At 59.3% G+C, this 22,176-nt stretch carries 24 protein-coding genes and 1 tRNA gene; 19 read left to right on the top strand and 6 right to left on the bottom strand.

Annotated elements, in window-relative coordinates; all coding sequences use genetic code 11:
- Nucleotides 1-3 precede the first annotated feature (3 nt).
- Genes AYR47_RS11035 through AYR47_RS10995 form a run of 9 tightly spaced genes read left to right on the top strand, consistent with a single transcriptional unit; the run spans nucleotide 4 to nucleotide 7,717 of the window.
- Nucleotides 4-933, top strand: a complete 930-nt coding sequence (locus AYR47_RS11035) for a MerR family transcriptional regulator (protein WP_033896976.1) — start codon at nucleotides 4-6, stop codon at nucleotides 931-933.
- Nucleotides 934-2,379, top strand: coding sequence for a deoxyribodipyrimidine photo-lyase (phrB, locus tag AYR47_RS11030; protein ID WP_061435256.1), 1,446 nt, complete (start codon nucleotides 934-936; stop codon nucleotides 2,377-2,379).
- Entirely contained in the window at nucleotides 2,372-2,794 is a 423-nt protein-coding gene (locus AYR47_RS11025; RefSeq protein ID WP_033896974.1) for a nuclear transport factor 2 family protein, read from the top strand. The genes phrB and AYR47_RS11025 overlap by 8 nt, the downstream gene beginning before the upstream one ends.
- Nucleotides 2,791-3,573 (top strand): SDR family NAD(P)-dependent oxidoreductase, encoded by a 783-nt coding sequence (locus AYR47_RS11020; RefSeq protein ID WP_033896973.1) that lies wholly within the window; start codon nucleotides 2,791-2,793, stop codon nucleotides 3,571-3,573. Before AYR47_RS11025 ends, AYR47_RS11020 begins: the two co-directional genes overlap by 4 nt.
- On the top strand, nucleotides 3,570-4,817 hold the full coding sequence (locus tag AYR47_RS11015) for an NAD(P)/FAD-dependent oxidoreductase (protein WP_033896969.1): 1,248 nt from the start codon (nucleotides 3,570-3,572) through the stop codon (nucleotides 4,815-4,817). The genes AYR47_RS11020 and AYR47_RS11015 overlap by 4 nt, the downstream gene beginning before the upstream one ends.
- Nucleotides 4,814-5,623, top strand: a complete 810-nt coding sequence (locus AYR47_RS11010) for a DUF1365 domain-containing protein (RefSeq protein ID WP_061435254.1) — start codon at nucleotides 4,814-4,816, stop codon at nucleotides 5,621-5,623. The genes AYR47_RS11015 and AYR47_RS11010 overlap by 4 nt, the downstream gene beginning before the upstream one ends.
- Nucleotides 5,610-6,881: an SAM-dependent methyltransferase gene (locus tag AYR47_RS11005; protein WP_033896967.1), complete on the top strand. Its 1,272-nt coding sequence runs from the start codon at nucleotides 5,610-5,612 to the stop codon at nucleotides 6,879-6,881. The genes AYR47_RS11010 and AYR47_RS11005 overlap by 14 nt, the downstream gene beginning before the upstream one ends.
- Complete coding sequence (locus AYR47_RS11000) at nucleotides 6,874-7,359, top strand: DUF2878 domain-containing protein (RefSeq protein ID WP_033896966.1); 486 nt, start codon at nucleotides 6,874-6,876, stop codon at nucleotides 7,357-7,359. Before AYR47_RS11005 ends, AYR47_RS11000 begins: the two co-directional genes overlap by 8 nt.
- A 52-nt stretch (nucleotides 7,360-7,411) precedes the next feature.
- Entirely contained in the window at nucleotides 7,412-7,717 is a 306-nt protein-coding gene (locus AYR47_RS10995; RefSeq protein ID WP_033896965.1) for a YkgJ family cysteine cluster protein, read from the top strand.
- Between the two features lie 72 nt (nucleotides 7,718-7,789).
- On the opposite strand, the gene AYR47_RS10990 is transcribed toward AYR47_RS10995, so the two are convergent.
- The 6 genes from AYR47_RS10990 to hemA all read right to left on the bottom strand — a co-directional run bounded on the left by AYR47_RS10990 (nucleotide 7,790) and on the right by hemA (nucleotide 13,156).
- The gene (locus AYR47_RS10990) at nucleotides 7,790-8,308 is read right to left on the bottom strand and encodes an acyloxyacyl hydrolase (RefSeq protein ID WP_033896963.1); all 519 of its coding nucleotides are present in this window, start codon (nucleotides 8,306-8,308) and stop codon (nucleotides 7,790-7,792) included.
- 112 nt (nucleotides 8,309-8,420) lie between these two features.
- Nucleotides 8,421-9,215: a glutamate racemase gene (gene murI, locus AYR47_RS10985; RefSeq protein ID WP_061435252.1), complete on the bottom strand. Its 795-nt coding sequence runs from the start codon at nucleotides 9,213-9,215 to the stop codon at nucleotides 8,421-8,423.
- Nucleotides 9,208-9,963, bottom strand: coding sequence for a molybdopterin-synthase adenylyltransferase MoeB (locus AYR47_RS10980; RefSeq protein ID WP_061435250.1), 756 nt, complete (start codon nucleotides 9,961-9,963; stop codon nucleotides 9,208-9,210). The genes murI and AYR47_RS10980 overlap by 8 nt, the downstream gene beginning before the upstream one ends.
- Nucleotides 9,957-10,787: a peptide chain release factor N(5)-glutamine methyltransferase gene (prmC, locus tag AYR47_RS10975; protein ID WP_061435248.1), complete on the bottom strand. Its 831-nt coding sequence runs from the start codon at nucleotides 10,785-10,787 to the stop codon at nucleotides 9,957-9,959. The genes AYR47_RS10980 and prmC overlap by 7 nt, the downstream gene beginning before the upstream one ends.
- On the bottom strand, nucleotides 10,788-11,870 hold the full coding sequence (gene prfA / locus AYR47_RS10970; RefSeq protein WP_061435246.1) for a peptide chain release factor 1: 1,083 nt from the start codon (nucleotides 11,868-11,870) through the stop codon (nucleotides 10,788-10,790).
- Complete coding sequence (hemA, locus tag AYR47_RS10965) at nucleotides 11,867-13,156, bottom strand: glutamyl-tRNA reductase (protein ID WP_033896957.1); 1,290 nt, start codon at nucleotides 13,154-13,156, stop codon at nucleotides 11,867-11,869. The genes prfA and hemA overlap by 4 nt, the downstream gene beginning before the upstream one ends.
- 182 nt (nucleotides 13,157-13,338) lie before the next feature.
- Here hemA and AYR47_RS10960 point away from each other — a divergent pair, with 182 nt between their 5' ends.
- The 10 genes from AYR47_RS10960 (at nucleotide 13,339) to AYR47_RS10915 (ending at nucleotide 21,933) form a co-directional block, all read left to right on the top strand.
- Nucleotides 13,339-15,063: a tetratricopeptide repeat protein gene (locus AYR47_RS10960; RefSeq protein WP_061435244.1), complete on the top strand. Its 1,725-nt coding sequence runs from the start codon at nucleotides 13,339-13,341 to the stop codon at nucleotides 15,061-15,063.
- Nucleotides 15,064-15,067: 4 nt separating this feature from the next.
- The gene (gene lolB / locus AYR47_RS10955; RefSeq protein ID WP_061435242.1) at nucleotides 15,068-15,685 is read left to right on the top strand and encodes a lipoprotein insertase outer membrane protein LolB; all 618 of its coding nucleotides are present in this window, start codon (nucleotides 15,068-15,070) and stop codon (nucleotides 15,683-15,685) included.
- A 49-nt stretch (nucleotides 15,686-15,734) separates the two neighbouring features.
- Nucleotides 15,735-16,538 carry a 4-(cytidine 5'-diphospho)-2-C-methyl-D-erythritol kinase gene (gene ispE, locus AYR47_RS10950; RefSeq protein ID WP_218169695.1) on the top strand — a complete coding sequence of 268 codons (804 nt, stop codon included), beginning with the start codon at nucleotides 15,735-15,737 and terminating at the stop codon, nucleotides 16,536-16,538.
- Nucleotides 16,539-16,574: 36 nt separating this feature from the next.
- Nucleotides 16,575-16,649 (top strand) — tRNA-Gln (locus AYR47_RS10945).
- 45 nt (nucleotides 16,650-16,694) lie between these two features.
- Complete coding sequence (locus AYR47_RS10940) at nucleotides 16,695-17,636, top strand: ribose-phosphate pyrophosphokinase (protein WP_003171603.1); 942 nt, start codon at nucleotides 16,695-16,697, stop codon at nucleotides 17,634-17,636.
- Between the two features lie 137 nt (nucleotides 17,637-17,773).
- The gene (locus AYR47_RS10935; protein WP_033896953.1) at nucleotides 17,774-18,370 is read left to right on the top strand and encodes a 50S ribosomal protein L25/general stress protein Ctc; all 597 of its coding nucleotides are present in this window, start codon (nucleotides 17,774-17,776) and stop codon (nucleotides 18,368-18,370) included.
- Nucleotides 18,371-18,538: 168 nt separating this feature from the next.
- Nucleotides 18,539-19,123, top strand: a complete 585-nt coding sequence (gene pth / locus AYR47_RS10930) for an aminoacyl-tRNA hydrolase (RefSeq protein WP_010213318.1) — start codon at nucleotides 18,539-18,541, stop codon at nucleotides 19,121-19,123.
- A gap of 21 nt (nucleotides 19,124-19,144) precedes the next feature.
- Nucleotides 19,145-20,245, top strand: a complete 1,101-nt coding sequence (ychF, locus tag AYR47_RS10925) for a redox-regulated ATPase YchF (protein ID WP_033896952.1) — start codon at nucleotides 19,145-19,147, stop codon at nucleotides 20,243-20,245.
- Between the two features lie 302 nt (nucleotides 20,246-20,547).
- Nucleotides 20,548-21,486 carry a sigma 54-interacting transcriptional regulator gene (locus AYR47_RS10920; protein WP_061435239.1) on the top strand — a complete coding sequence of 313 codons (939 nt, stop codon included), beginning with the start codon at nucleotides 20,548-20,550 and terminating at the stop codon, nucleotides 21,484-21,486.
- A 246-nt stretch (nucleotides 21,487-21,732) separates the two neighbouring features.
- Entirely contained in the window at nucleotides 21,733-21,933 is a 201-nt protein-coding gene (locus tag AYR47_RS10915) for a hypothetical protein (RefSeq protein ID WP_033896950.1), read from the top strand.
- The last annotated feature ends 243 nt before the right edge of the window (nucleotides 21,934-22,176 follow it).

The raw sequence follows: 22,176 nt of genomic DNA, 5'->3' as shown, positions 1-22,176 counted from the left end.
CCCATGAAAGCTGCCCTGCAAGACGAACCCGGCGAAGACATCGCCCAAGCCCTCGAAGACGGCTGGCTGCCGATCCGCGAGGTGGCGCGCCAGACCGGCGTCAACGCCGTGACCCTGCGCGCCTGGGAACGCCGCTATGGCCTGATCGTGCCCCAGCGCACGCCCAAGGGCCATCGGTTGTTCAGCGCCGAACATGTGCAACGTATCCACACCATCCTCACCTGGCTCAATCGCGGCGTGCCGGTGAGCCAGGTCAAAGGCCTGATCGACTCAGCCCTCAGCGTTCCCGATGCCGTGGAAAACGAATGGCACACCTTGCGCCAGACCCTGGTGCAGGCCATCAGCGAATTGGCCGAGCGCCGGGTGGATGACGCCTTCAACCAAGCCATGGCGCTATACCCGCCGCGCACGCTGTGCGAGCAACTGCTGCTGCCATTGCTGCAGGAGTTGGAACAACGCTGGCAAGGCCAGTTCGGCGCACAGATGGAGCGGGTGTTTTTCCTGTCCTGGCTGCGTAGCAAGTTTGGTGCGCGCATCTATCACAACAATCGCCAGCTGCATGGCGCGCCGCTGCTGCTGGTGAATCAATCCGACCTGCCCTTGGAGCCGCACCTGTGGCTCAGCGCCTGGCTCGCCAGCAGCGCCGATTGCCCGGTGGAAGTGTTCGACTGGCCGCTGCCTGCCGGCGAACTGGCGCTGGCAGTGGAGCACCTGCAACCGCGCGCCGTGCTGCTGTATTCGAGCAAGGCGCTCCACCTGTCGGTTTTCGCAAAACTTTTGAGTGGCGTCAGTTGCCCAAAATTGATGGTCGGACCAACGGTATGCATCCACCAGGCCGAGTTGACCGTATTAACCCAGGACATCCCTGATTTGTTCGTCGCCGAAGAGCTGTTGTCGGCCCACCAGCTATTGATCCAGCGTGGACTCGTTTAAATGCATTTGATCTGGCTGCGCACCGACCTGCGCCTACACGACAACACCGCCCTGGCCGCCGCGAGCCAGCGAGGACCGATTGCCGCCGTGTACCTGATCACGCCGCAGCAATGGCTCGCCCACGACGATGCGCCGTGCAAAGTCGACTTTTGGCTACGTAACCTGCAAGACCTGAGCAAGACGCTGGGCGCGCGGAACATCCCCCTGCTGATTCGCACTGCGGCCACCTGGGATAAGGCGCCCGACGTATTGAGCAAACTGTGCCGTGAACTGTCGGTTGAGTCGGTCCACGTCAACGAGGAATACGGCATCCACGAAAGTCGTCGGGACGCTGCGGTGTCCAAGGCCTTGGAAGCCGATGGCGTGACGTTCCACAGCTACCTTGATCAACTGTTCTTCCAACCCGGCAGCGTGTTGACCAAGACGGGCACGTATTTCCAGGTGTTCAGCCAGTTCCGCAAGGTTTGCTACACCCGCCTGCACAGCGCTCTGCCGCGCATGGTCGCAGCACCAAAAGCCCAGGCACCGATCAAGCTCAAAAGCGATCCCGTGCCGAACACGGTCGATGGTTTCGAACCACCCAGCGAAGCACTGCGCGCCCTCTGGCCTGCCGGTGAAGACGAAGCCCGGCGTCGCCTCGACGCCTTCGCCGACCAGCAAATCAGCTACTACAAGGACGAGCGCGACTTCCCCGCCAAGCCCGGCACCAGCCAGCTCTCTGCCTACCTCGCGGCGGGCGTGGTTTCGCCGCGCCAGTGCCTGCATGCCGCGCTGCAAACCAACGGCGGCGAGTTCGAAAGTGGCGACATGGGCGCCATCACCTGGATCAACGAACTGCTCTGGCGAGAGTTTTACAAACATATCCTGGTGGGTTACCCACGGGTCTCACGCCATCGCGCGTTCCGCCCCGAGACCGAAGCCGTGGCCTGGCGCAACGCGCCCAAGGACCTGGCCGCCTGGCAGGAAGCGCGTACCGGCTTGCCGATCATCGACGCCGCCATGCGCCAACTGCTGGAAACCGGCTGGATGCACAACCGCCTGCGCATGGTGGTGGCGATGTTCCTGACCAAGAACCTACTGATCGACTGGCGCGAAGGCGAGCGTTTCTTCATGCGCCACTTGATCGATGGCGACCTAGCTGCCAACAACGGCGGCTGGCAGTGGAGCTCGTCCACCGGCACTGATTCGGCGCCGTACTTCCGGATATTCAGCCCGTTGAGTCAGTCGGAGAAATTCGACAGCGAGGGCATTTTCATCAAGCACTGGCTGCCGGAATTGGCCGCGCTGAATAAAAAAGAAGTGCACAACCCCGAAGCCGTCGGCGGCTTGTTCGGCGTGGCCGACTACCCGCGTTCGATTGTCGACCTGAAGAAATCCCGCGAACGCGCCCTGGCCGCCTTCCGCAGCCTACCTTCGCGCCATGCTGTCGGGGGCGAACATGAGTGATTTCCTGCGCCGATTCGCCCAGGCGTTCGCCACGCTCGACAAGCACAACCTGCATTTGCTCGACAACCTGTACAGCCCGGACATCGCCTTTGCCGACCCGCTGCACGAAGTCCACGGCCTGCCCGCCCTGCACCGCTACTTCGCAGAGCTGTACAGCAACGTCAGCCAACTGCGCTTCGACTTCCACGGCTTCGACCAGGTGGCCGAAGGCGAAGGTTACCTGCGCTGGAAAATGAGTTTCTGCCACCCGCGCCTGGCGGGCGGCAAGGTCATCCGCGTGGAAGGCTGCTCGCACTTGATGTGGCGTGACAAGGTGTACCGCCATCGAGATTACTTCGATGCCGGCGCCCTGCTGTACGAACACTTGCCCGTACTGGGCAGCGTCATCAGTTGGCTGAAAAGGAGAATGGGATGAGCAGCACAGTGCCCCGTCGTTATTGGCTGACCGGCGCCAGCAGTGGCATCGGGGCCGCGCTGGCCGTGGAGTTGCTCAACAGCGGCGCCCATGTAGCGCTGAGTTCCCGAACCAAAGGGCCTCTGGAAGCGCTCGCGCAACGTTATCCCGGCCAAGTGCTGGTAGTAGCGGGCGATCTGACCAACAGCCAGACCGTGCGCGAGATCGGTGAACATATTGGCGTGGTCTGGGGTTCGCTGGACACCGTAATCCTCAATGCAGGCACCTGTGAGTACGTAGACGCACAGCAGTTTGATTCATCGATCATCGAGCACGTGGTGCGCACTAACCTGCTGGCCAGCAGTTATTGCATCGAAGCCGCGCTGCCACTGTTGCGCGCAGGGCACACGCCACATCTGGTGGGAGTCGCCAGCGCCGTGACCTACCTGCCGATGCCCCGCGCCGAAGCCTACGGTGCGTCGAAGGCCGGCCTGCGCTACCTGTTCGAATCCTTGCGCATCAGCCTGTCGCCGGAAAATATCGACGTTACAGTGATCAGCCCGGGGTTTGTCGACACGCCGCTCACCGAACGCAATGACTTCCCCATGCCACTCAGTTGGCCGGCGGACAAGGCTGCGAAGCATATCTTCAACAAGCTGGAAAAGCGTCCTCTGGAGATTGCCTTTCCCGCGCTGTTCATTGCCGCCCTCTGGCCGCTGTCGAAACTGCCGAATCGCGCGCAGTTGGTCATCGGCAAGCGCATGCTACGCAGCCCACCGCCGAAGAAGGACGACCTGTGAAGATCGCTATCATCGGCAGCGGTATCGCGGGGCTGACCAGTGCCTACCTGCTCAGCCGCCAGCATGAGGTCACGCTGTTCGAAGCGGGCGACCGCATCGGCGGGCATACCCACACGGTCAACGTGACTGTCGAGGGTAAAAGCTATGCGGTGGATACGGGCTTCATCGTATTCAACGACTGGACCTACCCCAACTTCATTCGCCTGCTTGGGCAGATCGGGGTGACGTTCAAACCTACCGAGATGAGCTTTTCGGTGTGCGACGAAAACACTCGGTTCGAATACAACGGCAATAACCTCAACAGCTTGTTTGCCCAGCGTCGCAATATTTTGTCGCCGGGGTTCTGGGGCATGCTGCGTGACATCTTGCGCTTCAATCGCGAGGCGCCGCTCGACCTGCAGGAACAGCGCATCAGCGCCGAGATGACCCTGGGCGACTACCTCGACGCCAACGGTTATGGCGAGCGGTTTATCCGCCATTACATCGTACCGATGGGCGCGGCGATCTGGTCGATGTCCCTGGCCGACATGATGGGTTTCCCCTTGCAGTTCTTCGTGCGTTTCTTCAAGAACCACGGTTTGCTGTCAGTGAGCAACCGCCCGCAATGGTGCGTGATCGAGGGGGGCTCCAGCCGTTACATCGAACCGCTGACCCGCAGCTTTCGTGAACAGATCCGCCTCAATTGCCCTGTGCATAACGTCGAGCGCAGCGACGACGGCGTGGTTATCCACAGCCTGGCCGGTAGTGAGGCATTCGATCGCGTGGTCTTCGCCTGTCACAGCGACCAAGCCCTGGCGTTATTGGCCGACCCGAGCCAGGCCGAACAAGACATCCTCGGTGCCCTGCCCTACGCCGACAACGACGTGGTGCTGCACACCGATACCCGTCTGCTGCCCGACCGCAAACTGGCCTGGGCCAGCTGGAACTACCGGCTGAGCGGCACGGCGCAGAAGCAGGCGGCCGTGACCTATGACATGAACATCCTGCAAGGCATCGACAGCGCCACCACCTTTTGCGTCAGCCTCAACCAGACGCCGATGATCAACCCGCTGAAGGTGCTCGCCCGCTACACCTACGCCCACCCGCAATACAGTCTGGCGGCGGTGGCCGCTCAAGGGCGTCGGGAAGAAATTTCGGGCGTACGCAATACCTTTTATTGCGGCGCCTATTGGGCCAGCGGCTTCCACGAAGACGGCGTGGTCAGCGCGCTGCACGTGGCCCAAGCCTTTGGGGAAACCCTGTGAACAGCGCCCTGTACAGCGGCTGGATTGCCCATCGCCGGTTTGCGCCCAAGGCCCATGCCTTTCGCTACCGCATCGGCTTGCTGTACCTGGATTTGAGCGAAGAACACGAAGTGCTTGGCCTTTCGCCCCTGGCCGGACGTAGCCGCCTGGCGCCCTTCGGTTTTCGCCAGCAGGACTACCTGCGTGAATTGACGCGCACCGGCATGAGTTTGAGCGATGCGGTGCGCCAGGAAGTCGGCAAGGCGCTGGGGCGCACACCCCAGGGCGTTATCTGCCTACTGACCCAGGCCCGCAGTTGGGGCCTGGCTTTTAATCCCGTGAGTTTCTTCTACTGCTTCGAGAGCGACGGACGTCTGGCCGCGATCCTGTGTGAAGTGACCAACACCCCATGGCGCGAGCGTTATCACTACGTGCTGCCGGCCCAGGCCCTGGCTGCGGAGGAGCACCAACACTTCGCCGTGGCCAAGGCCTTCCATGTCTCGCCATTCTTGCCGCGCGACCTGGAATACCGCATGAGCTTCAGCCCGCCCGCCGCCAGACTCGGCGTGCACATGGCCGATTGGCAAGGCGAACTGAAAGTCTTCGATGCGACCTTGAGCCTGCAAAAAGAGACGCTCAACCGCGCGAGCCTGCACCGCTACCTGTGGCGCTTTCCCTGGATGACCGCCAAGACCTGCCTCGCGATCTATTGGCAGGCCCTGCGCCTGTTGCTCAAACGCACACCGATTTTTTCCCACCGGGCCGCCGATGGCGCCTCTCGCACTGCAGTCGGGTACACCAAGGATCGCCGCCATGAAATCCCCTAGCTTATCGGTCAAGACCCATCGCCTGAACGTCAACGGCATGACCGCCGCGCTGCTGCGCAAGGCCGTGCTGCGTCAACTCAGCCAATTGCGCCATGGCCAGTTGGTGGTGATCGAGGACGGCGAGCGGCAAGTCTTCGGCGCACGCGAAGCGCACCTGCTGGGCGAAATCCAGATCCTTGATTCGGCCGTGTGGGGCCTGGTGGCAGCCAACGGTTCTATCGGCGCCGGTGAGGCATTTATCCACGGTTACTGGAGCAGCCCGGACCTCACAGCAGTGGTTCGCGTGATGGTCAGCAACCTCGATGTGCTCGACGCAATGGAAGGCGGCCTCGCTCGCCTGGCCCGTCCGTTCACCCAGGGCCTGCACTGGCTCAATCGCAATACACGCAAGGGCTCGCAGAAAAATATCGCCGCCCACTACGACCTGGGCAATGACCTGTTCGAAGAATTCCTCGACCCGACCATGATGTACTCGGCGGCGCAATTCCTGACCGCCGACGACACTTTGGAGCAGGCGCAACTGAACAAGCTGGAGCGCATCTGCCAGAAGCTGGCGCTCAAACCGAGCGACCACCTGCTGGAGATCGGCACCGGCTGGGGCAGCATGGCGCTGTATGCCGCGCAGCATTATGACTGCAAGGTCACCACCACGACCTTGTCCAAGGAGCAGTTCGCCTACACCGAAAAACGCATCGCAGCCCTGGGCTTGCAGGACCAGGTCACGCTGCTGTTGCAGGATTACCGCGACCTTACTGGCCAGTACGACAAACTGGTGTCCATCGAGATGATCGAGGCGGTGGGCCATCGCTTTCTGCCGACCTACTTCAAACAGTGCGCGCACCTGCTCAAGAGCGACGGCCTGATGCTGCTGCAAGCCATCACCATTCGTGACCAACGCTACGAACAGGCGAAAACCAACGTCGACTTTATCCAGCGCTACATTTTCCCCGGCGGCGCTCTGCCTTGCGTGCAAAAGATGCTGCAGATCGTCAGCCGCGACACCGACATGAACCTGCTGCACATGGAAGATTTCGGCCTGCACTACGCGCGAACCTTGCGCCTGTGGCATGAGAACTTTCGCCGCGCACACGGCCGCCTTGCAGAACTGGGCTACGACGAATACTTCCTGCGGCTGTGGGAGTTCTACCTGTGCTACTGCGAAGGTGGCTTTATGGAGCGCACCATCGGCACCGCGCAATTGCTGCTGGCCAAGCCGTCCGCGATCAACCCGCCGCTGCTCGGGCGCTTCAGTGCTTAAGACGCTGGCCAACGCCGTGCTGTTTCAGTGCGGTTGGTTTGCGTGTGTGCTGGGTGGCGACAGTTTGTGGCTTCTCGTTGGGCTGGCTGCGCTGGCGATTCACCTGCTGTGGATAAGTTCGTGGGCTGAGGACGGCAGGTTGATCCTGGGCGTGACCTTATTGGGCACGTTGATAGATACGTTGTTACGCACCGTGGGGTTTTTCCAGTTCAGCGAGCCTGGGCCGTTGATTCCGCTGTGGTTGATAATGCTCTGGGCGTTATTGGCGACCACACTGCGTCATTGCCTGGCCTGGAGCACTCAGCCTTGGTGGCGTGCCGCTTTACTGGGCAGCGTGGGCGGCCCGATGTCTTACTACGCCGGTAGTCAACTTGCCGGGGTGAACTTCGGTTATTCCTTGGGTGCAAGCCTGGTCGCATTGGCACTGCTGTGGGCTTTGCTCTTTATCCTGCTCGCAAACGCTGCCACAAAAAACTGAAGTCGGTCGGCTTTTACTTGCAGCTTGCCGCTCAAAGCTTGAAGCTGCCGCCATGTCCAACATCCCCCACACCCAAATCACCGAACCCGCCGTCACCTGCTCGACGTGCGCGGCCTGCTGCTGCCAGCTGGAAGTCATGCTGATCACCGACACCGGTGTGCCGGAACGCTATATCGATACCGATGACTGGGGCGGCGAAGTGATGTTGCGTCTGGACGACGGCTGGTGCGCGGCGCTGGATCGGGACACGATGATGTGCACGATCTACGAGCGACGGCCGCTGATCTGCCGGGAGTTCGAGATGGGGGCGCCGGAGTGCCTGACCGAGCGCGAAGGGATCGCAACGGCCTACCGCTGATCCCTTGGCTTTTGTAGTGAGCGGGCTTGCCCCGCGCGAGGCAAGCTCGCTCACCACAGTTCTTTTGGAGGGTTACAGCGGTAGGGTGTAGTGCACCGAGTAACTTTCTACCCCATCGTTGTTGCTGCTGATGCCCGCGTTGGAATAATGCGTGGCACGAATGCCCACTTCATGTCCGCCCGCAAAGCGCAGGCCGAAACCCAAGCGGTCTTCGAACTGGAAAGCCTGGCCGATGTTGTTGTCTTCCACTTTGGTGCGCGAGAACACCGCCACGCCAATCCCCGCTTCGATGTACGGTTTGACCCTCTCCCCGGCAAACTCATACACAAACACCGGCGAGAACGACAGGCTGCTGACGCTGGCGCGCTTGTCACCGTCCCAATAGGTGTAGGCGCCGCTCCAGTAGCCGGTCAGTCGACCGGTATCGCTCTGCCACCAGCTTTTGTCCCAGTCCGATGTCAGCCCCAGCCGATAGGTCATGGTCGAATCGCTGGTGCTCCCCACACCGAACTCCAGGCCAGCGGCCTGCGCCGAAACAGAGTGCCCCACTACAGCGGCCGCAATCGCGGCCAAACAGAACAAGCGCTTCATAAGAAACATCCTTTCCAAACGAAGTTATATGGTTTTGTACAGGCTATCTCGCTATAGAAGCTGGCGTGTAGTCAGAAGTTCCAGCTTATAACGCCGGTATTTCACGAATTTTTCACGAAGCGAAGCTTCGCACATCGCCCGGATATTTCCATAGTGTCGGTAGGATATTTCTTAGGTGATACACATCGCCGCTGGTCCAGAACTGCGCGGGTTCAGGGTTGCCGTCGGCCAGCAGGTCGCGCTCGTCCAGCAGACGCTTGAGCTGGCGGGCTACGGCGGCGCCGGTATCGATGAGGGTGATGCTGGGGGGCAGCATCTGCGCCAGGAGTGGCTTAAGGAAGGGGTAGTGGGTGCAGCCGAGGATGATGGTGTCGCAGCCGGCGCTGAGCAGCGGTTCGATGTAACCCTGCAACATCTGGCGCAGGGCTGGGCTGTTCAGGTCACCGCTTTCAATCAGCTCGACCAAGCCCGGGCACGGCTGGGTCACGACCTTCACATCGGTGGCGAAGCGGTCGAGCAAGGCGGCGAACTTGGCACTTTGCAGCGTGCCGGTGGTGGCAAGCACGCCGACGACGCCACTGCGGGTAGCGGCAGCTGCGGGCTTGACGGCGGGCTCCATGCCTACCAACGGCCAATCGGGAAAATCCAGGCGCAAGTCGGCAACGGCGGCGACCGTGGCGGTATTACAGGCAATCACGAACGCCTTGGCGCCCTGCTCCCGGAAAAACGCCGCCACCCGCCGCGAACGCTCAAGGATAAATGCCGGGCTTTTCTCACCGTAGGGGATGTGCCCACAATCGGCCACATACAGCAGTGATTCGTGGGGCAGCAGTTGCTGGATTTCGTCCAGCACGGTCAACCCGCCGATACCGGAATCGAACACACCGATTGGCGCGCCCTTAACCATGTTGCTTCCCGCACACGCTGCAACCGGGGTCACGCTTGACGCGCAACTCGCGAAAACGCGTGGTCAAGGCATCGATCAGCAACAAACGGCCCACCAGGGGCTCACCGAAACCGGCCAGCAGTTTCAAGGCTTCCAACGCTTGCAGGCTACCGACCAGCCCCACCAGCGGGCCGACCACGCCGGCTTCGCTGCAGGTGAGTTCGGTATCGCTACCGTGCCCATATAAACAGTGGTAGCACGGGCTCTCGGCGCGGCGCGGATCGAACACCGACAGTTGCCCTTCAAGGCGAATGGCGGCACCGCTGATCAACGGTTTGCCGGCCGCGACGCAAGCCGCGTTGACCGCTTCGCGGGTGGAGAAATTGTCACTGCAATCAAGCACCACGTCCACCGCTTCGACCGCTGCTGCCAGTGAATCGGCATCCAGCGCGGCGCGGTGGGCAATCAACGTGATTTCGGGGTTGAAGGCCGTCAGGCGGCGCAGGGCCGAATCGACTTTGGTCTGCCCGACGCTGTCGGTGTCATGGATGATCTGGCGTTGCAGGTTGGTCAGGTCGACGGTGTCGAAGTCCGCCAGATGCAATTCGCCCACGCCCGCCGCCGCCAGGTACAGCGCAACGGGCGCGCCCAGGCCACCGAGGCCGACGATCAAGGCTCGGCCATTTTTCAGGCGTATTTGGCCGTCGATGTCGACATGCTGCAACAGAATCTGTCGGCTATAGCGCAACAGCTCCTGATCGGTCAGCACGGCCGGCGTCCCAGGGTGATGCGCTCGTGGCCGCCGAGGTCGATGCGGCTGTGCACGTCTTCGAAACCTTCACTCAGCAGCAGGTCGCGCACAGCCGGGGCCTGATCGTAACCATGCTCCAACAGTAGGCGGCCGCCCGCATTCAGATGAGCGGGGGCCTGTTTGATGATCAGGCGCAGGTCGTCCAAGCCATCATGGCCAGCCACTAGCGCGCTGGCCGGCTCAAAGCGCACATCGCCCGCTACCAGGTGCGGATCGTTGGCGGCGATGTACGGCGGGTTGCTGATGATCAGGTCATAGGCATGACCTTGCAGCGCACTGAACCAATGGCTGTTCAACACAGTGGCGTTATTAAGGTGCAATCGCTGACGGTTGCGCTCGGCCAGGGCCACGGCTTCCAACACACGGTCGACGGCGGTGACTTGCCAGGCCGGGCGTTCGCTGGCCAAGGCCAAGGCGATGGCGCCACTGCCAGTGCCCAGGTCAAGGACCTTGGCGGGCGTGGCCGGTAACAACTCCAAGGCGGCTTCCACCAGCAACTCAGTGTCCGGGCGCGGGATCAGCGTGTGGGGCGCGACCTCCAGGTCCAGCTTCCAGAAACCTTGCTGGCCCAGGATATACGCCACCGGCTCACCGCTGCGACGGCGTTGCAGGTAGCCGGCAAACGTCAGCGCGTGTTCGCTGCTGACGATTTTCTCGGGCCAGGTGTGTAGGTAGCTGCGGGACTTACCCAGGGCCGCCGCCAGCAACAATTCGGCATCCAGGCGCGCGGTAGGCGAGTCAGGCAGGTCGGCGGCGCGCAGCAGGCTGGCGATGATGGTCATTTATTCACCTATCGCCGCTAATTGGTCGGCCTGGTATTCGGCAAGCAACGGCTCGATCACGGCGTCCACGCCACCGGCGAGAATCTCGTCCAGGGAGTAAAGCGTGAGGTTGACCCGGTGGTCGGTGACCCGGCCCTGGGCAAAGTTGTAGGTACGGATGCGCTCGGAGCGGTCGCCCGAGCCCACCAACAGCTTGCGTTCGCTGGCAATCGCGTTGGCGGCGGCGCTGGTCTGCTGGTCGTTGAGTTTGGCCGACAGCCAGGACATGGCCCGTGCACGGTTCTTGTGCTGGGAGCGTTCTTCCTGGCATTCCACCACGATGCCCGACGGCAAGTGAGTGATGCGGATGGCGGAGTCGGTCTTGTTGACGTGCTGACCGCCAGCGCCCGACGAGCGGTAGGTGTCGACGCGCAAGTCGGCCGGGTTGATCTCGATGGCTTCCTGCTCATCCGGCTCGGGCAGCACGGCCACGGTGCACGCCGAGGTGTGGATTCGGCCCTGGGACTCGGTCGCCGGCACACGTTGTACGCGGTGTGCGCCGGACTCGAACTTAAGCTTGCCGTAGACGTTGTCGCCTTCAACCCGCGCGATGACTTCTTTATAGCCGCCGTGCTCGCCTTCGTTCTCGGAGAGGATTTCTACCCGCCAACCGCGACGCTCGGCATACCGCGAATACATGCGGAACAGGTCGCCGGAGAAAATCGCCGCCTCGTCACCGCCGGTGCCGGCACGGATTTCAAGGAATACGTTGCGTCCGTCATTCGGGTCTTTGGGCAGCAGCATGCGTTGCAGGTCGCCTTCCAGCGCAGCCAGCTTGTCCTTGGCTTCGCGGACTTCTTCCACGGCCATTTCGCGCATGTCCGGGTCGCTATCCTTGAGCAGTGCCTGGGCGCCTTCGAGGTCGGCCTGGGTTTTAAGCCACTGCCCATAGGTGGTCACAATTGGCTCAACTTCCGCGTACTCCTTGGAATACGTACGGAATTTGGCCTGATCAGAGATGACTTCGCCATCACCAAGCAAGGCGGTCAGTTCTTCGAAACGGTCCTGGAGCACGTCCAGTTTATTGAGCAGTGACGCTTTCATTGCGGTTTTTTATCCGAAGAGCTATCTGACGCGCCCTCACCGAGGGCAAAGAGTTCCTGGGCCATGGCCAGCGCATCGAGGCGGCCTTCGGCGGTAAGCTTTTTTAATTGTACGCTGGGCGCATGGAGTAATTTGTTGGTGAGACCGCGCGCCAGTTGCATCAGCACTTCTTCGGCGCTGCTGCCGTTGGCCAGCAAACGCTGGGCCTTGATCAGCTCTTCGTCGCGCAGGCGTTCGCCTTGCTGACGATACGCCTTGAGCACATCCACCGCCGCCAATTCACGCAGGCGCACCATGAAGTCTTCGGCGCCGGTGCTGACCATCTCTTCGGCCGCCTGGGCGGCGCCCTGGCGGCTCTTGAGGTTTTCGGCGACCACTTCGTGCAGATCGTCGACGCTATAGAGGTAAACGTCGTCCAACTCGCCGACTTCGGGTTCGATATCCCGTGGAACGGCAATATCCACCATGAAGATGGGCTTGTGCTTGCGCAGCTTCAAGGCGCTCTCGACCGCGCCCTTGCCCAGGATCGGCAACTGGCTGGCGGTCGAGCTGATGACGATATCGCTGCGCACCAGCTCGGCCGGGATATCCGCCAGCAACACGGCATGCGCACCGAACTGCTCGGCAAGGATGCTCGCCCGCTCCAGGGTACGGTTGGCGACCACAATGCGCTTCACGCCCAGGTCATGCAGGTGGCGGGCGACCAGGGTGATGGTCTCGCCGGCGCCGATCAGCAGGGCCTGGCTGCGCTGCAAGTCACTGAAAATCTGTTTGGCCAGGCTGACGGCAGCAAACGCCACGGATACCGGGTTTTCACCGATGGCGGTATCAGTGCGTACCTGCTTGGCGGAATTGAAGGTGGCCTGGAACAAACGACCCAATAACGGGCCAACAGTACCGGCCTCGCGCGCCACGGCATAGGCGGACTTCATCTGGCCAAGAATCTGCGGTTCGCCCAACACCAGCGAATCGAGACCGGACGCCACACGCATCATGTGACGAACTGCCGCATCCTCTTCGTGCACGTAAGCGCTCGCGCGCAGGTCGTCGAGATCCAAATGGTGGTAATCGGCGAGCCAGCGCAGTACGACATCCGCTGAAAGATGTTCCTGCTCTATATAAAGCTCGCTGCGATTGCAGGTCGAAAGGATCGCAGCTTCGCGACTGTCGGTGAGCCGGCAGAGCTGCTGCAGGGCCTCAACCAACTGCTCTGGCGTAAACGCCACGCGCTCGCGCACGTCTACGGAGGCAGTCTTGTGGTTAATACCGAGTGCGAGGAAGGCCATTCAATATCGCTGATGATGTCGGGAAGCCGACAATTGTCCTACTTCGAAAGATTCAGAACAACCACCGTAAGCTATTGTCCTAATGCCTTGTGTCTATAAAGGCACCCATTGAGACTCGGTTATGTTTGGCCGAAGGCTTGTGTCATGATGATCCGACCGCAGGTTAGTCGTCCTTTTCCTATATGAATAGATCTTCCGCGTTGCTCCTTGCTTTTGTCTTCCTCAGCGGCTGCCAGGCCATGGCACCCGTGTCGCCGGACGGTACGCCGCCGGTGGAAGACAGCACCCCCGCCCCTGAAAAGCCCAAGGTTTATTCCTCGTTCACTGAAGAAACGGTGTTCAGCCTGCTGAGCGCGGAGCTGGCCGGCCAGCGCAATCGTTTCGACATTGCCCTGGATAACTACGTGACCCAGGCCATCAACACTCAGGATCCGGGGATTTCCGAGCGCGCGTTCCGCATCGCCGAGTACCTGGGCGCCGACCAGGCTGCGCTGGACACGTCGCTGATCTGGGCCAAAAACGCACCGGACGACCTGGAAGCCCAACGCGCGGCGGCCGTTCAACTGGCACGCGCCGGGCGCTATGACGACTCCATGGTCTATATGGAGAAGGTCCTGCAGGGCAAGGGCGACACCCATTTCGACTTCCTCGCGCTGTCGGCGGCCGACACGGACCAGGACACGCGCAACGGTTTGATGAAGAGCTTCGACCGCCTGCTGCAAAAACATCCGAAGAACAGCCAACTGATTTTCGGCAAGGCCTTGCTGCTGCAACAGGATGACGAAGCCGACGCCGCGCTGAAACTGCTGGAGCAGAATCCGCCGGAAGAAGGCGAAATCGCCCCGATCCTGTTGCGTGCGCGCCTGCTGCAGAACCTCAATCGCGGCAAGGAAGCGATTCCACTGCTGGAAAAAAGCATCAAGAAGTATCCGGAAGACAAACGCCTGCGCCTGACCTACGCGCGCATGCTGGTGGAGCAGGACCGCATGGAGGACGCCAAAGTGCAGTTCGCCAGCTTGGTCCAGCAATACCCGGACGATGACGAATTGCGCTATTCCCTGGCACTGGTGTGCCTGGAAGCCAAGGCCTGGGACGAGGCCAAGGGCTACCTGGAAGAGTTGATCCAGCGCGAGAGCCACGTGGATTCGGCGCACCTGAACCTTGGCCGCATCGCCGAGGAGCGCAACGATCCACAGGCCGCCCTGCTCGAATACGCCCAGGTTGGCCCCGGCAATGATTACCTGCCAGCCCAGTTGCGCCAGGCCGATATCCTGATGAGCAACGGCCGCACCGACGAGGCGGAAAAACGCCTGGCTGCGGCCCGCGATGCCGAGCCGGACTATGCGATCCAGCTGTACCTGATTCAGGCTGAGACCTTGTCGGCCAACAATCAGGGCGAGCGCGCCTGGAAACTGCTGCAACAAGCCTTGTTGCAATTCCCCGACGATTTGAACCTGCTGTATACCCGCGCCATGCAGGCGGAAAAACGCAATGACCTGGCACAAATGGAAAAAGACCTGCGCCTGATCATCAAGCGCGACCCCGATAACGCCATGGCCCTCAACGCCTTGGGTTACACCTTGTCCGACCGCACCACGCGTTATGACGAAGCCAAGGTGTTGATCGAACAAGCCCACAAGCTCAACCCGGAAGACCCGGCCGTACTCGACAGCCTGGGCTGGGTGAATTACCGCCTGGGCAACCTGGACGAAGCCGAACGCTTGCTGCGCCAGGCGCTGGAGCGCTTCCCCGACCAGGAAGTTGCCGCTCACCTGGGCGAAGTGCTGTGGGCCAATGGCAAACAGCGCGAAGCACGCCAGATCTGGGAAAAATTCCTCAAGGAACAACCCGAAAGCCCCATCCTGCGCGGCACCATCCTGCGCCTGACCGGATCCGAGACCCTTTAAGCTTATGTTCTTGCGCCACATTGTCGTTTTCAGCTTCATCGCCCTGCTCGCCGGTTGCGCGGGTTTCGGCGCCCGTGAATCCGTTGTAGGCCAGGGCAACCCGGCGCAATGGAAGCAGCATAAAGATCAGCTCAGCAGCATCGACGGCTGGCAGATCGAAGGCAAAGTCGGGGTTCGCGCGCCGAAGGATTCCGGCAGCGGCACCTTGTTCTGGCTGCAACGCCAGGACTACTACGATATCCGCCTGTCCGGCCCGCTGGGGCGTGGCGCAGCGCGCCTGACCGGTCGACCAGGGCAAGTCAGCCTCGAGGTGGCCAATCAGGGGCGCTATGAAGCGACTTCGCCGGAAACGCTGCTGGAAGAACAAATTGGCTGGAAGCTGCCGGTGTCTCACCTGGTCTGGTGGGTACGCGGCCTGCCCGCGCCTGACAGCAAGAGCCGCCTGAGCCTCAATGGCGACAGCCGCCTGGCCACACTGGAGCAGGATGGCTGGCAGGTGGAATATTTGAGCTACGTAGAGCAAAGCGGTTATTCGCTGCCCGAGCGCATCAAACTGCATGGCCCCGACCTTGACGTCACGCTGGTGATCAAGGACTGGCAACCGCGCAAGCTGGGGCAATAACGTGACGGCACAAACACTGACACTGCCCTCCCCGGCCAAACTCAATTTGATGCTGCACATTCTCGGTCGCCGTGAAGACGGTTATCACGAGTTGCAGACGCTGTTTCAATTTCTTGACTACGGCGATGAGCTGACCTTCGCCGTGCGCGACGATGGCGTGATCAAGCTGCATACCGAATTCGAAGGCGTGCCTCACGACAGCAACCTGATCGTGAAGGCGGCGAAAAAACTTCAGGAACAATCCGGATGCGGGCTAGGTATCGATATCTGGATCGATAAAATTTTGCCCATGGGCGGTGGAATCGGCGGCGGCAGCTCGAATGCCGCAACCACATTGCTGGGTCTGAATCACTTGTGGCAACTGGGTTGGGACGATGATCGCCTGGCCGCGCTGGGCCTGACACTGGGCGCCGACGTCCCGGTTTTCGTGCGTGGGCACGCGGCTTTCGCCGAGGGCGTTGGGGAGAAACTCAGCCCGGAATACCCCGAAGAGCCATGGTATGTCGTGCTTGTGCCGCAAGTATCTGTAAGTACAGCAGAAATTTTTTCAGATCCGTTGTTGACACGTAACTCTTCTCCCATTAAAGTGCGCCCCGTTCCCAAGGGAAACAGTCGAAATGACTGCTTACCGGTTGTAGCAAGGCGTTATCCAGAGGTACGTAACGCTTTGAATTTGTTAGGTAAATTTACCGAAGCAAAATTAACCGGAACTGGAAGTTGTGTGTTTGGGGGCTTCCCAAGCAAAGCTGAAGCTGATAAAGTCTCGGCCCTTCTTACAGAGACCCTTACAGGGTTTGTAGCAAAGGGAAGCAACGTTTCGATGTTGCATCGCAAGCTGCAAAGTCTGCTCTAAAGGAACCGAGTGTTAGGCACTCGTTGCAACAGATACAGGGGCGTCGCCAAGCGGTAAGGCAGCAGGTTTTGATCCTGCCATGCGTTGGTTCGAATCCAGCCGCCCCTGCCATTTTCTATACTCATCCAGGTTACCCTCAGCCTCTAGGTACTGCGCGTGTCCAAGATGATGGTCTTTACGGGGAATGCTAACCCCGATCTGGCTCGGCGTGTCGTACGTCAGCTGCATATCCCTCTCGGTGACATCTCTGTCGGTAAGTTTTCCGACGGTGAAATTACAGCCGAGATCAATGAAAACGTCCGCGGTAAAGACGTCTTCATTATTCAGCCGACTTGCGCTCCGACCAACGATAACCTGATGGAACTCGTCGTGATGGCTGATGCCTTCCGCCGCTCCTCAGCGACTCGAATCACAGCTGTAATCCCTTACTTTGGTTATGCCCGTCAGGATCGCCGTCCGCGTTCCGCACGTGTGGCTATCAGCGCGAAAGTCGTCGCTGACATGCTGACCGTGGTAGGTATCGACCGTGTTCTCACGGTTGACCTGCACGCTGACCAAATCCAGGGGTTCTTCGATATTCCGGTAGATAACATCTACGGCTCCCCCGTATTGGTGGATGACATCGAAGACCAGCGCTTTGAAAACCTGATGATCGTGTCCCCGGACATTGGTGGTGTCGTGCGTGCACGGGCTGTTGCCAAATCCCTGGGCGTGGACCTCGGGATCATCGACAAACGCCGTGAGAAAGCCAATCACTCTGAAGTGATGCATATCATCGGTGATGTCGAAGGGCGTACCTGTATTCTGGTTGATGACATGGTCGACACCGCCGGCACCCTGTGCCACGCGGCGAAAGCCTTGAAAGAGCACGGTGCGGCTAAAGTCTTCGCCTACTGCACACACCCTGTGCTGTCGGGCCGAGCGATCGAGAACATCGAGAACTCCGTGCTGGACGAACTGGTGGTGACTAACACCATCCCGTTGTCCGCCGCTGCTCAAGCCTGTGCGCGTATCCGTCAACTGGATATCGCACCGGTCGTTGCCGAGGCGGTCCGCCGCATCAGCAATGAAGAATCGATCAGCGCGATGTTCCGCTAAGGGTCACACCTTCGGCACATCCCACTGACGAAAAGCGCCCCGCCCCGACATTCTGTTGGGGCGGGGCTTTTTTGCCCATGTCGAGTACGGCGCTGGTCGCAAACGCCCCTCGATGATGGCTATTTTGGAGATACAAAATGACTGACTTTACTCTGAACGCTCAAGCGCGTACTGACCTGGGGAAAGGTGCGAGCCGCCGCCTGCGTCACGCCGCCAACATCCCAGCCGTTGTATACGGTGGTAACAAGCCTGCTGAATCCGTGACCATCCTGGCCAAGGAAATCGCCAAGCTGTTCGAAAACGAAGCTGCCTACAGCCACGTTATCGAGCTGAACGTCGACGGCGCCAAGCAGAACGTCATCGTTAAAGCGATGCAGCGTCACCCGTCCAAGCAGTTCATCATGCACGCTGACTTCGTTCGCGTTGTAGCTGGCCAGAAACTGACCGCTATCGTGCCTGTGCACTTTGTTGGTGAAGACGCTCCGGTCAAGAAAGGCGGCGAGATCTCGCACGTCCTGAACGAAATCGAAGTGACCTGCCTGCCGAAAGACCTGCCTGAGTTCATCGAAGTCGACCTGTCGGCTCTGGAAATCGGCGCTATCGTTCACCTGTCCGACCTCAAAGCCCCTAAAGGCGTTGAGTTTGTTGCACTGGCTCACGGTGATGACAAAGCGGTTGCCAACGTTCACGCTCCACGCGTTGCTCCAGAAGCTGAAGAAGGCGCTGCAGAGTAATTCACTCTGTATTGCCGGAGCTTGAGGAAACATCGCGGACCGGAACGTAGCGAGAAAGCGGGCGATAACGCGGCGTTTACTCTTGAGTAAATAGCTTCTGTCGTCCACTTTCGCCGCACACTTGGTTGCGGTGATGTTATCCACAACTCCAAAGGAAGGGCCCCTGTCGTGACTGCCATTAAACTGATCGTTGGCCTGGGAAATCCAGGCGCCGAATACGAACAGACCCGGCATAACGCGGGGGCCCTTTTTGTTGAGCGCATCGCCCACGCGCAAGGTGTGAACCTGGTGGCTGATCGCAAATATTTTGGCCTGACCGGGCGCTTTTCGCACCAAGGTCAGGATGTTCGTCTGCTGATTCCCACCACCTACATGAACCGCAGCGGCCAGGCTGTCGCGGCGCTTGCGGGCTTCTTCCGGATCAAACCCGAGGAAATCCTGGTGGCCCATGACGAACTGGACCTGCCACCCGGTGTTGCCAAGCTCAAGCTGGGCGGCGGGCATGGCGGGCACAATGGCCTGCGCGACATCATTGCGCAGCTGGGCAATCAGAATAATTTCTACCGTCTGCGGCTCGGCATTGGCCACCCAGGCGTTGCCAGTATGGTTTCAAATTTCGTCCTGGGTCGTGCGCCACGCGCCGAACAGGAAAAACTCGATGCCAGCATCGACTTTGCCCTCGGCGTGCTGCCGGATATCTTCGCCGGTGAATGGAACCGCGCGATGAAAAACCTGCACAGCCAGAAGGCCTGACTCTTACCGAGGGGAAACACCATGGGATTCAATTGCGGCATCGTCGGCCTGCCCAACGTCGGCAAATCCACCCTGTTCAACGCTCTGACCAAGTCCGGTATTGCAGCGGAGAACTTCCCCTTCTGCACCATCGAGCCTAACAGCGGTATCGTGGCCATGCCGGACCCGCGCCTGGCGGCATTGGCGGCCATCGTCAATCCGAAGCGCATCTTGCCGACCACCATGGAATTCGTCGACATCGCTGGCCTGGTTGCCGGCGCCTCGAAAGGTGAAGGCCTGGGCAACAAGTTCCTGGCCAACATCCGTGAAACCGATGCCATCGCCCACGTGGTCCGCTGCTTTGAAGACGAGAACGTGATTCACGTCTCCAACAGCGTCGACCCCAAGCGCGACATCGAGATCATCGACCTGGAACTGATCTTTGCCGACCTCGACAGCTGCGAGAAACAACTGCAGAAAGTCGCACGCAACGCCAAGGGTGGTGACAAGGACGCCGTGGTCCAGAAAGGCCTGCTGGAGCAGTTGATCGCTCACTTCACCGAAGGCAAGCCTGCGCGCAGCTTGATGAAGAACATGAGCACCGACGAAAAAGCGGTGATCAAGGGCTTCCACCTGCTGACTACCAAGCCCGTAATGTACATCGCCAACGTTGCCGAAGACGGCTTCGAGAACAACCCGCTGCTCGACGTAGTCAAGGCCATCGCCGACGAAGAAGGCGCGATCGTAGTACCGGTATGCAACAAGATCGAAGCAGAAATTGCCGAACTGGATGACGGCGAAGAAAAAGACATGTTCCTCGAGGCCCTGGGCCTGGAAGAGCCTGGCCTGAACCGTGTGATCCGCGCTGGCTATGAAATGCTGCACCTGCAGACTTACTTCACCGCCGGTGTCGAAGAAGTCCGCGCCTGGACCGTCAAGGTCGGTGCTACCGCACCGCAGGCTGCTGGCGTGATCCACACCGACTTCGAAAAAGGCTTTATCCGCGCTGAAGTGATCGCCTACAACGACTTCATCCAATTCAAGGGTGAAGCCGGTGCCAAGGAAGCGGGTAAGTGGCGTTTGGAAGGTAAGGAATACATTGTTAAAGATGGCGATGTGATGCACTTCCGTTTTAACGTGTAAGCGTTAACTGCGGTTTATATCGCAAATAAAAAAGCCGATGCATTGCATCGGCTTTTTTGTGGGCGCTGTTTATCTGCACTTAACAATACGCACGCCAAGCATTAGAGTTTTTCAGACTTCCCCTACTTACATTCCCAAGTCTTGTGACGAGAAATTAAATCCAAGTCAAAACCAAACTTATCCTACACAATATTGGCGACCAACACGATCAACAACAAGTGACAACACTTATAGAATTCTATCTACTGAACCGAGCCTACACACCAATAGCGAAGCAATAACGATTATGGAGCAATCATGCAATGTCGGCCTCTGACACCCTGGACAATAAAGCGAATGTTTCACTGCTTGAAGGCCCCGACATTGAAGAAATACTGAGCAGCACTGCCTCGCTCAATATTGATATTTTGCTGCTGGGAGAAACGGGAACCGGCAAGGACACCTTAGCGCAGCGAATCCATCGTTTATCCGGGCGACGGGGGAGCTTCATCGCGGTGAATTGCGCAGCGATTCCGGAAAGCCTCGCAGAAAGCCAGCTGTTCGGCGTCAACAGCGGCGCCTTCACGGGAGCCATGCAATCACGGGCGGGATTCGTCGAGGCGGCTCATTTAGGCACGTTGTATTTGGATGAAATCGACAGCATGCCATTGAACCTGCAGGCGAAGCTGTTACGTGTGCTGGAGTCGCGTGGTGTTGAGCGCCTGGGCTCGACTCGCTTCATCGCGGTAGACATGCGCGTCATCGCGTCGGCACAGCACTCGCTGCACCTGATGGTCGAGAACGGCACCTTCAGGCGCGATCTTTACTTTCGCCTGAGTGTCGTGAACATCCAACTTCCGGCACTCCGGAACCGGCGTGAACATATCATTCCCCTGTTCCTGAAAATGATTCGCGAGGAAGCCGATCAGTTCAAATGTAGTGCACCGCCGCCGCCTGGCGAACTGTTGCAACAACTGCTGTGCCACGCGTGGCTGGGCAATGTACGCGAGTTGCGCTCCACCGCCAAACGGTTCGTATTGGGGTTGCCACCGCTTTTGATCCCCATGATTGACCAGGCTGATAGGCAGACGAACCTGAAAACACGCCTGCAACAAATTGAAAAAACACTGATTGAACAATCGTTACTTCATCATCAGCACTGTGTAGATAACGTGGCAATGGAATTGGGGGTTCCCAAGCGTACGTTATATTACAGGATGAAACAGCTGGAAATATCACTGGATAGATCGCGCCATTGCTAAAAGCATATACCCGCCCTACAACGGCCCGATCGACTTCACTCAGCGCCTCAGCACTTAAGCAACAAATAAACATATCAGGCGACTCAGCCACACGCCTTGAAACATTTAGGAAAACAGCTGCACGGAACCCCTTCGCCTTACACACCACATATCTAGTGCCAAGATTATATTGTGTGAAAATTTGACGCACTAACATGATCAACAGCACATCACATGCACGTGGAAATCAACAACTGGAGTATATCTATGAGCTCAATCAACGGTTACGCCCCGCCCTCTCCATATTTTGGTCAGGGAGGCTTCGGTGGCCCCTCGAGTGGAGGCGGCGCAGATGCAGGCGATGCGTCGCAGCTAAACGAAGAAAGTAAAGCCAAAAACCTTGCCGCAGCTAAGCAGCAAGTCGATAAAAAATTCATGAACGACCTTCTCCAAGTTGCTAAGACCTGATAATCGATACCTCTCGGGCAATTCCGCCCGAGAGGTCGCCCTCTACCTCAACCGGCAGTGAGCGCTCACTTCTATTCGCGAAAGTCTTTTGTAGATGTTTCATATAATAGGCACCTTATGAAAATCATAGAATACGTTGGCTCTAGCAAAAACCCAGGCCTCACCTCTGCCGATATGGCAGACGATGTGTCGACATGCAGCAGAGACTCCTGTTTTTTTGCATCACAACTCGAACACTCAACA

Source organism: Pseudomonas azotoformans (assembly GCF_001579805.1).
GTDB lineage: Bacteria > Pseudomonadota > Gammaproteobacteria > Pseudomonadales > Pseudomonadaceae > Aquipseudomonas > Aquipseudomonas azotoformans_A.
Note: the sequence above shows the minus strand (reverse complement) of the source record. Positions and strands in the feature narration are given on the sequence as shown.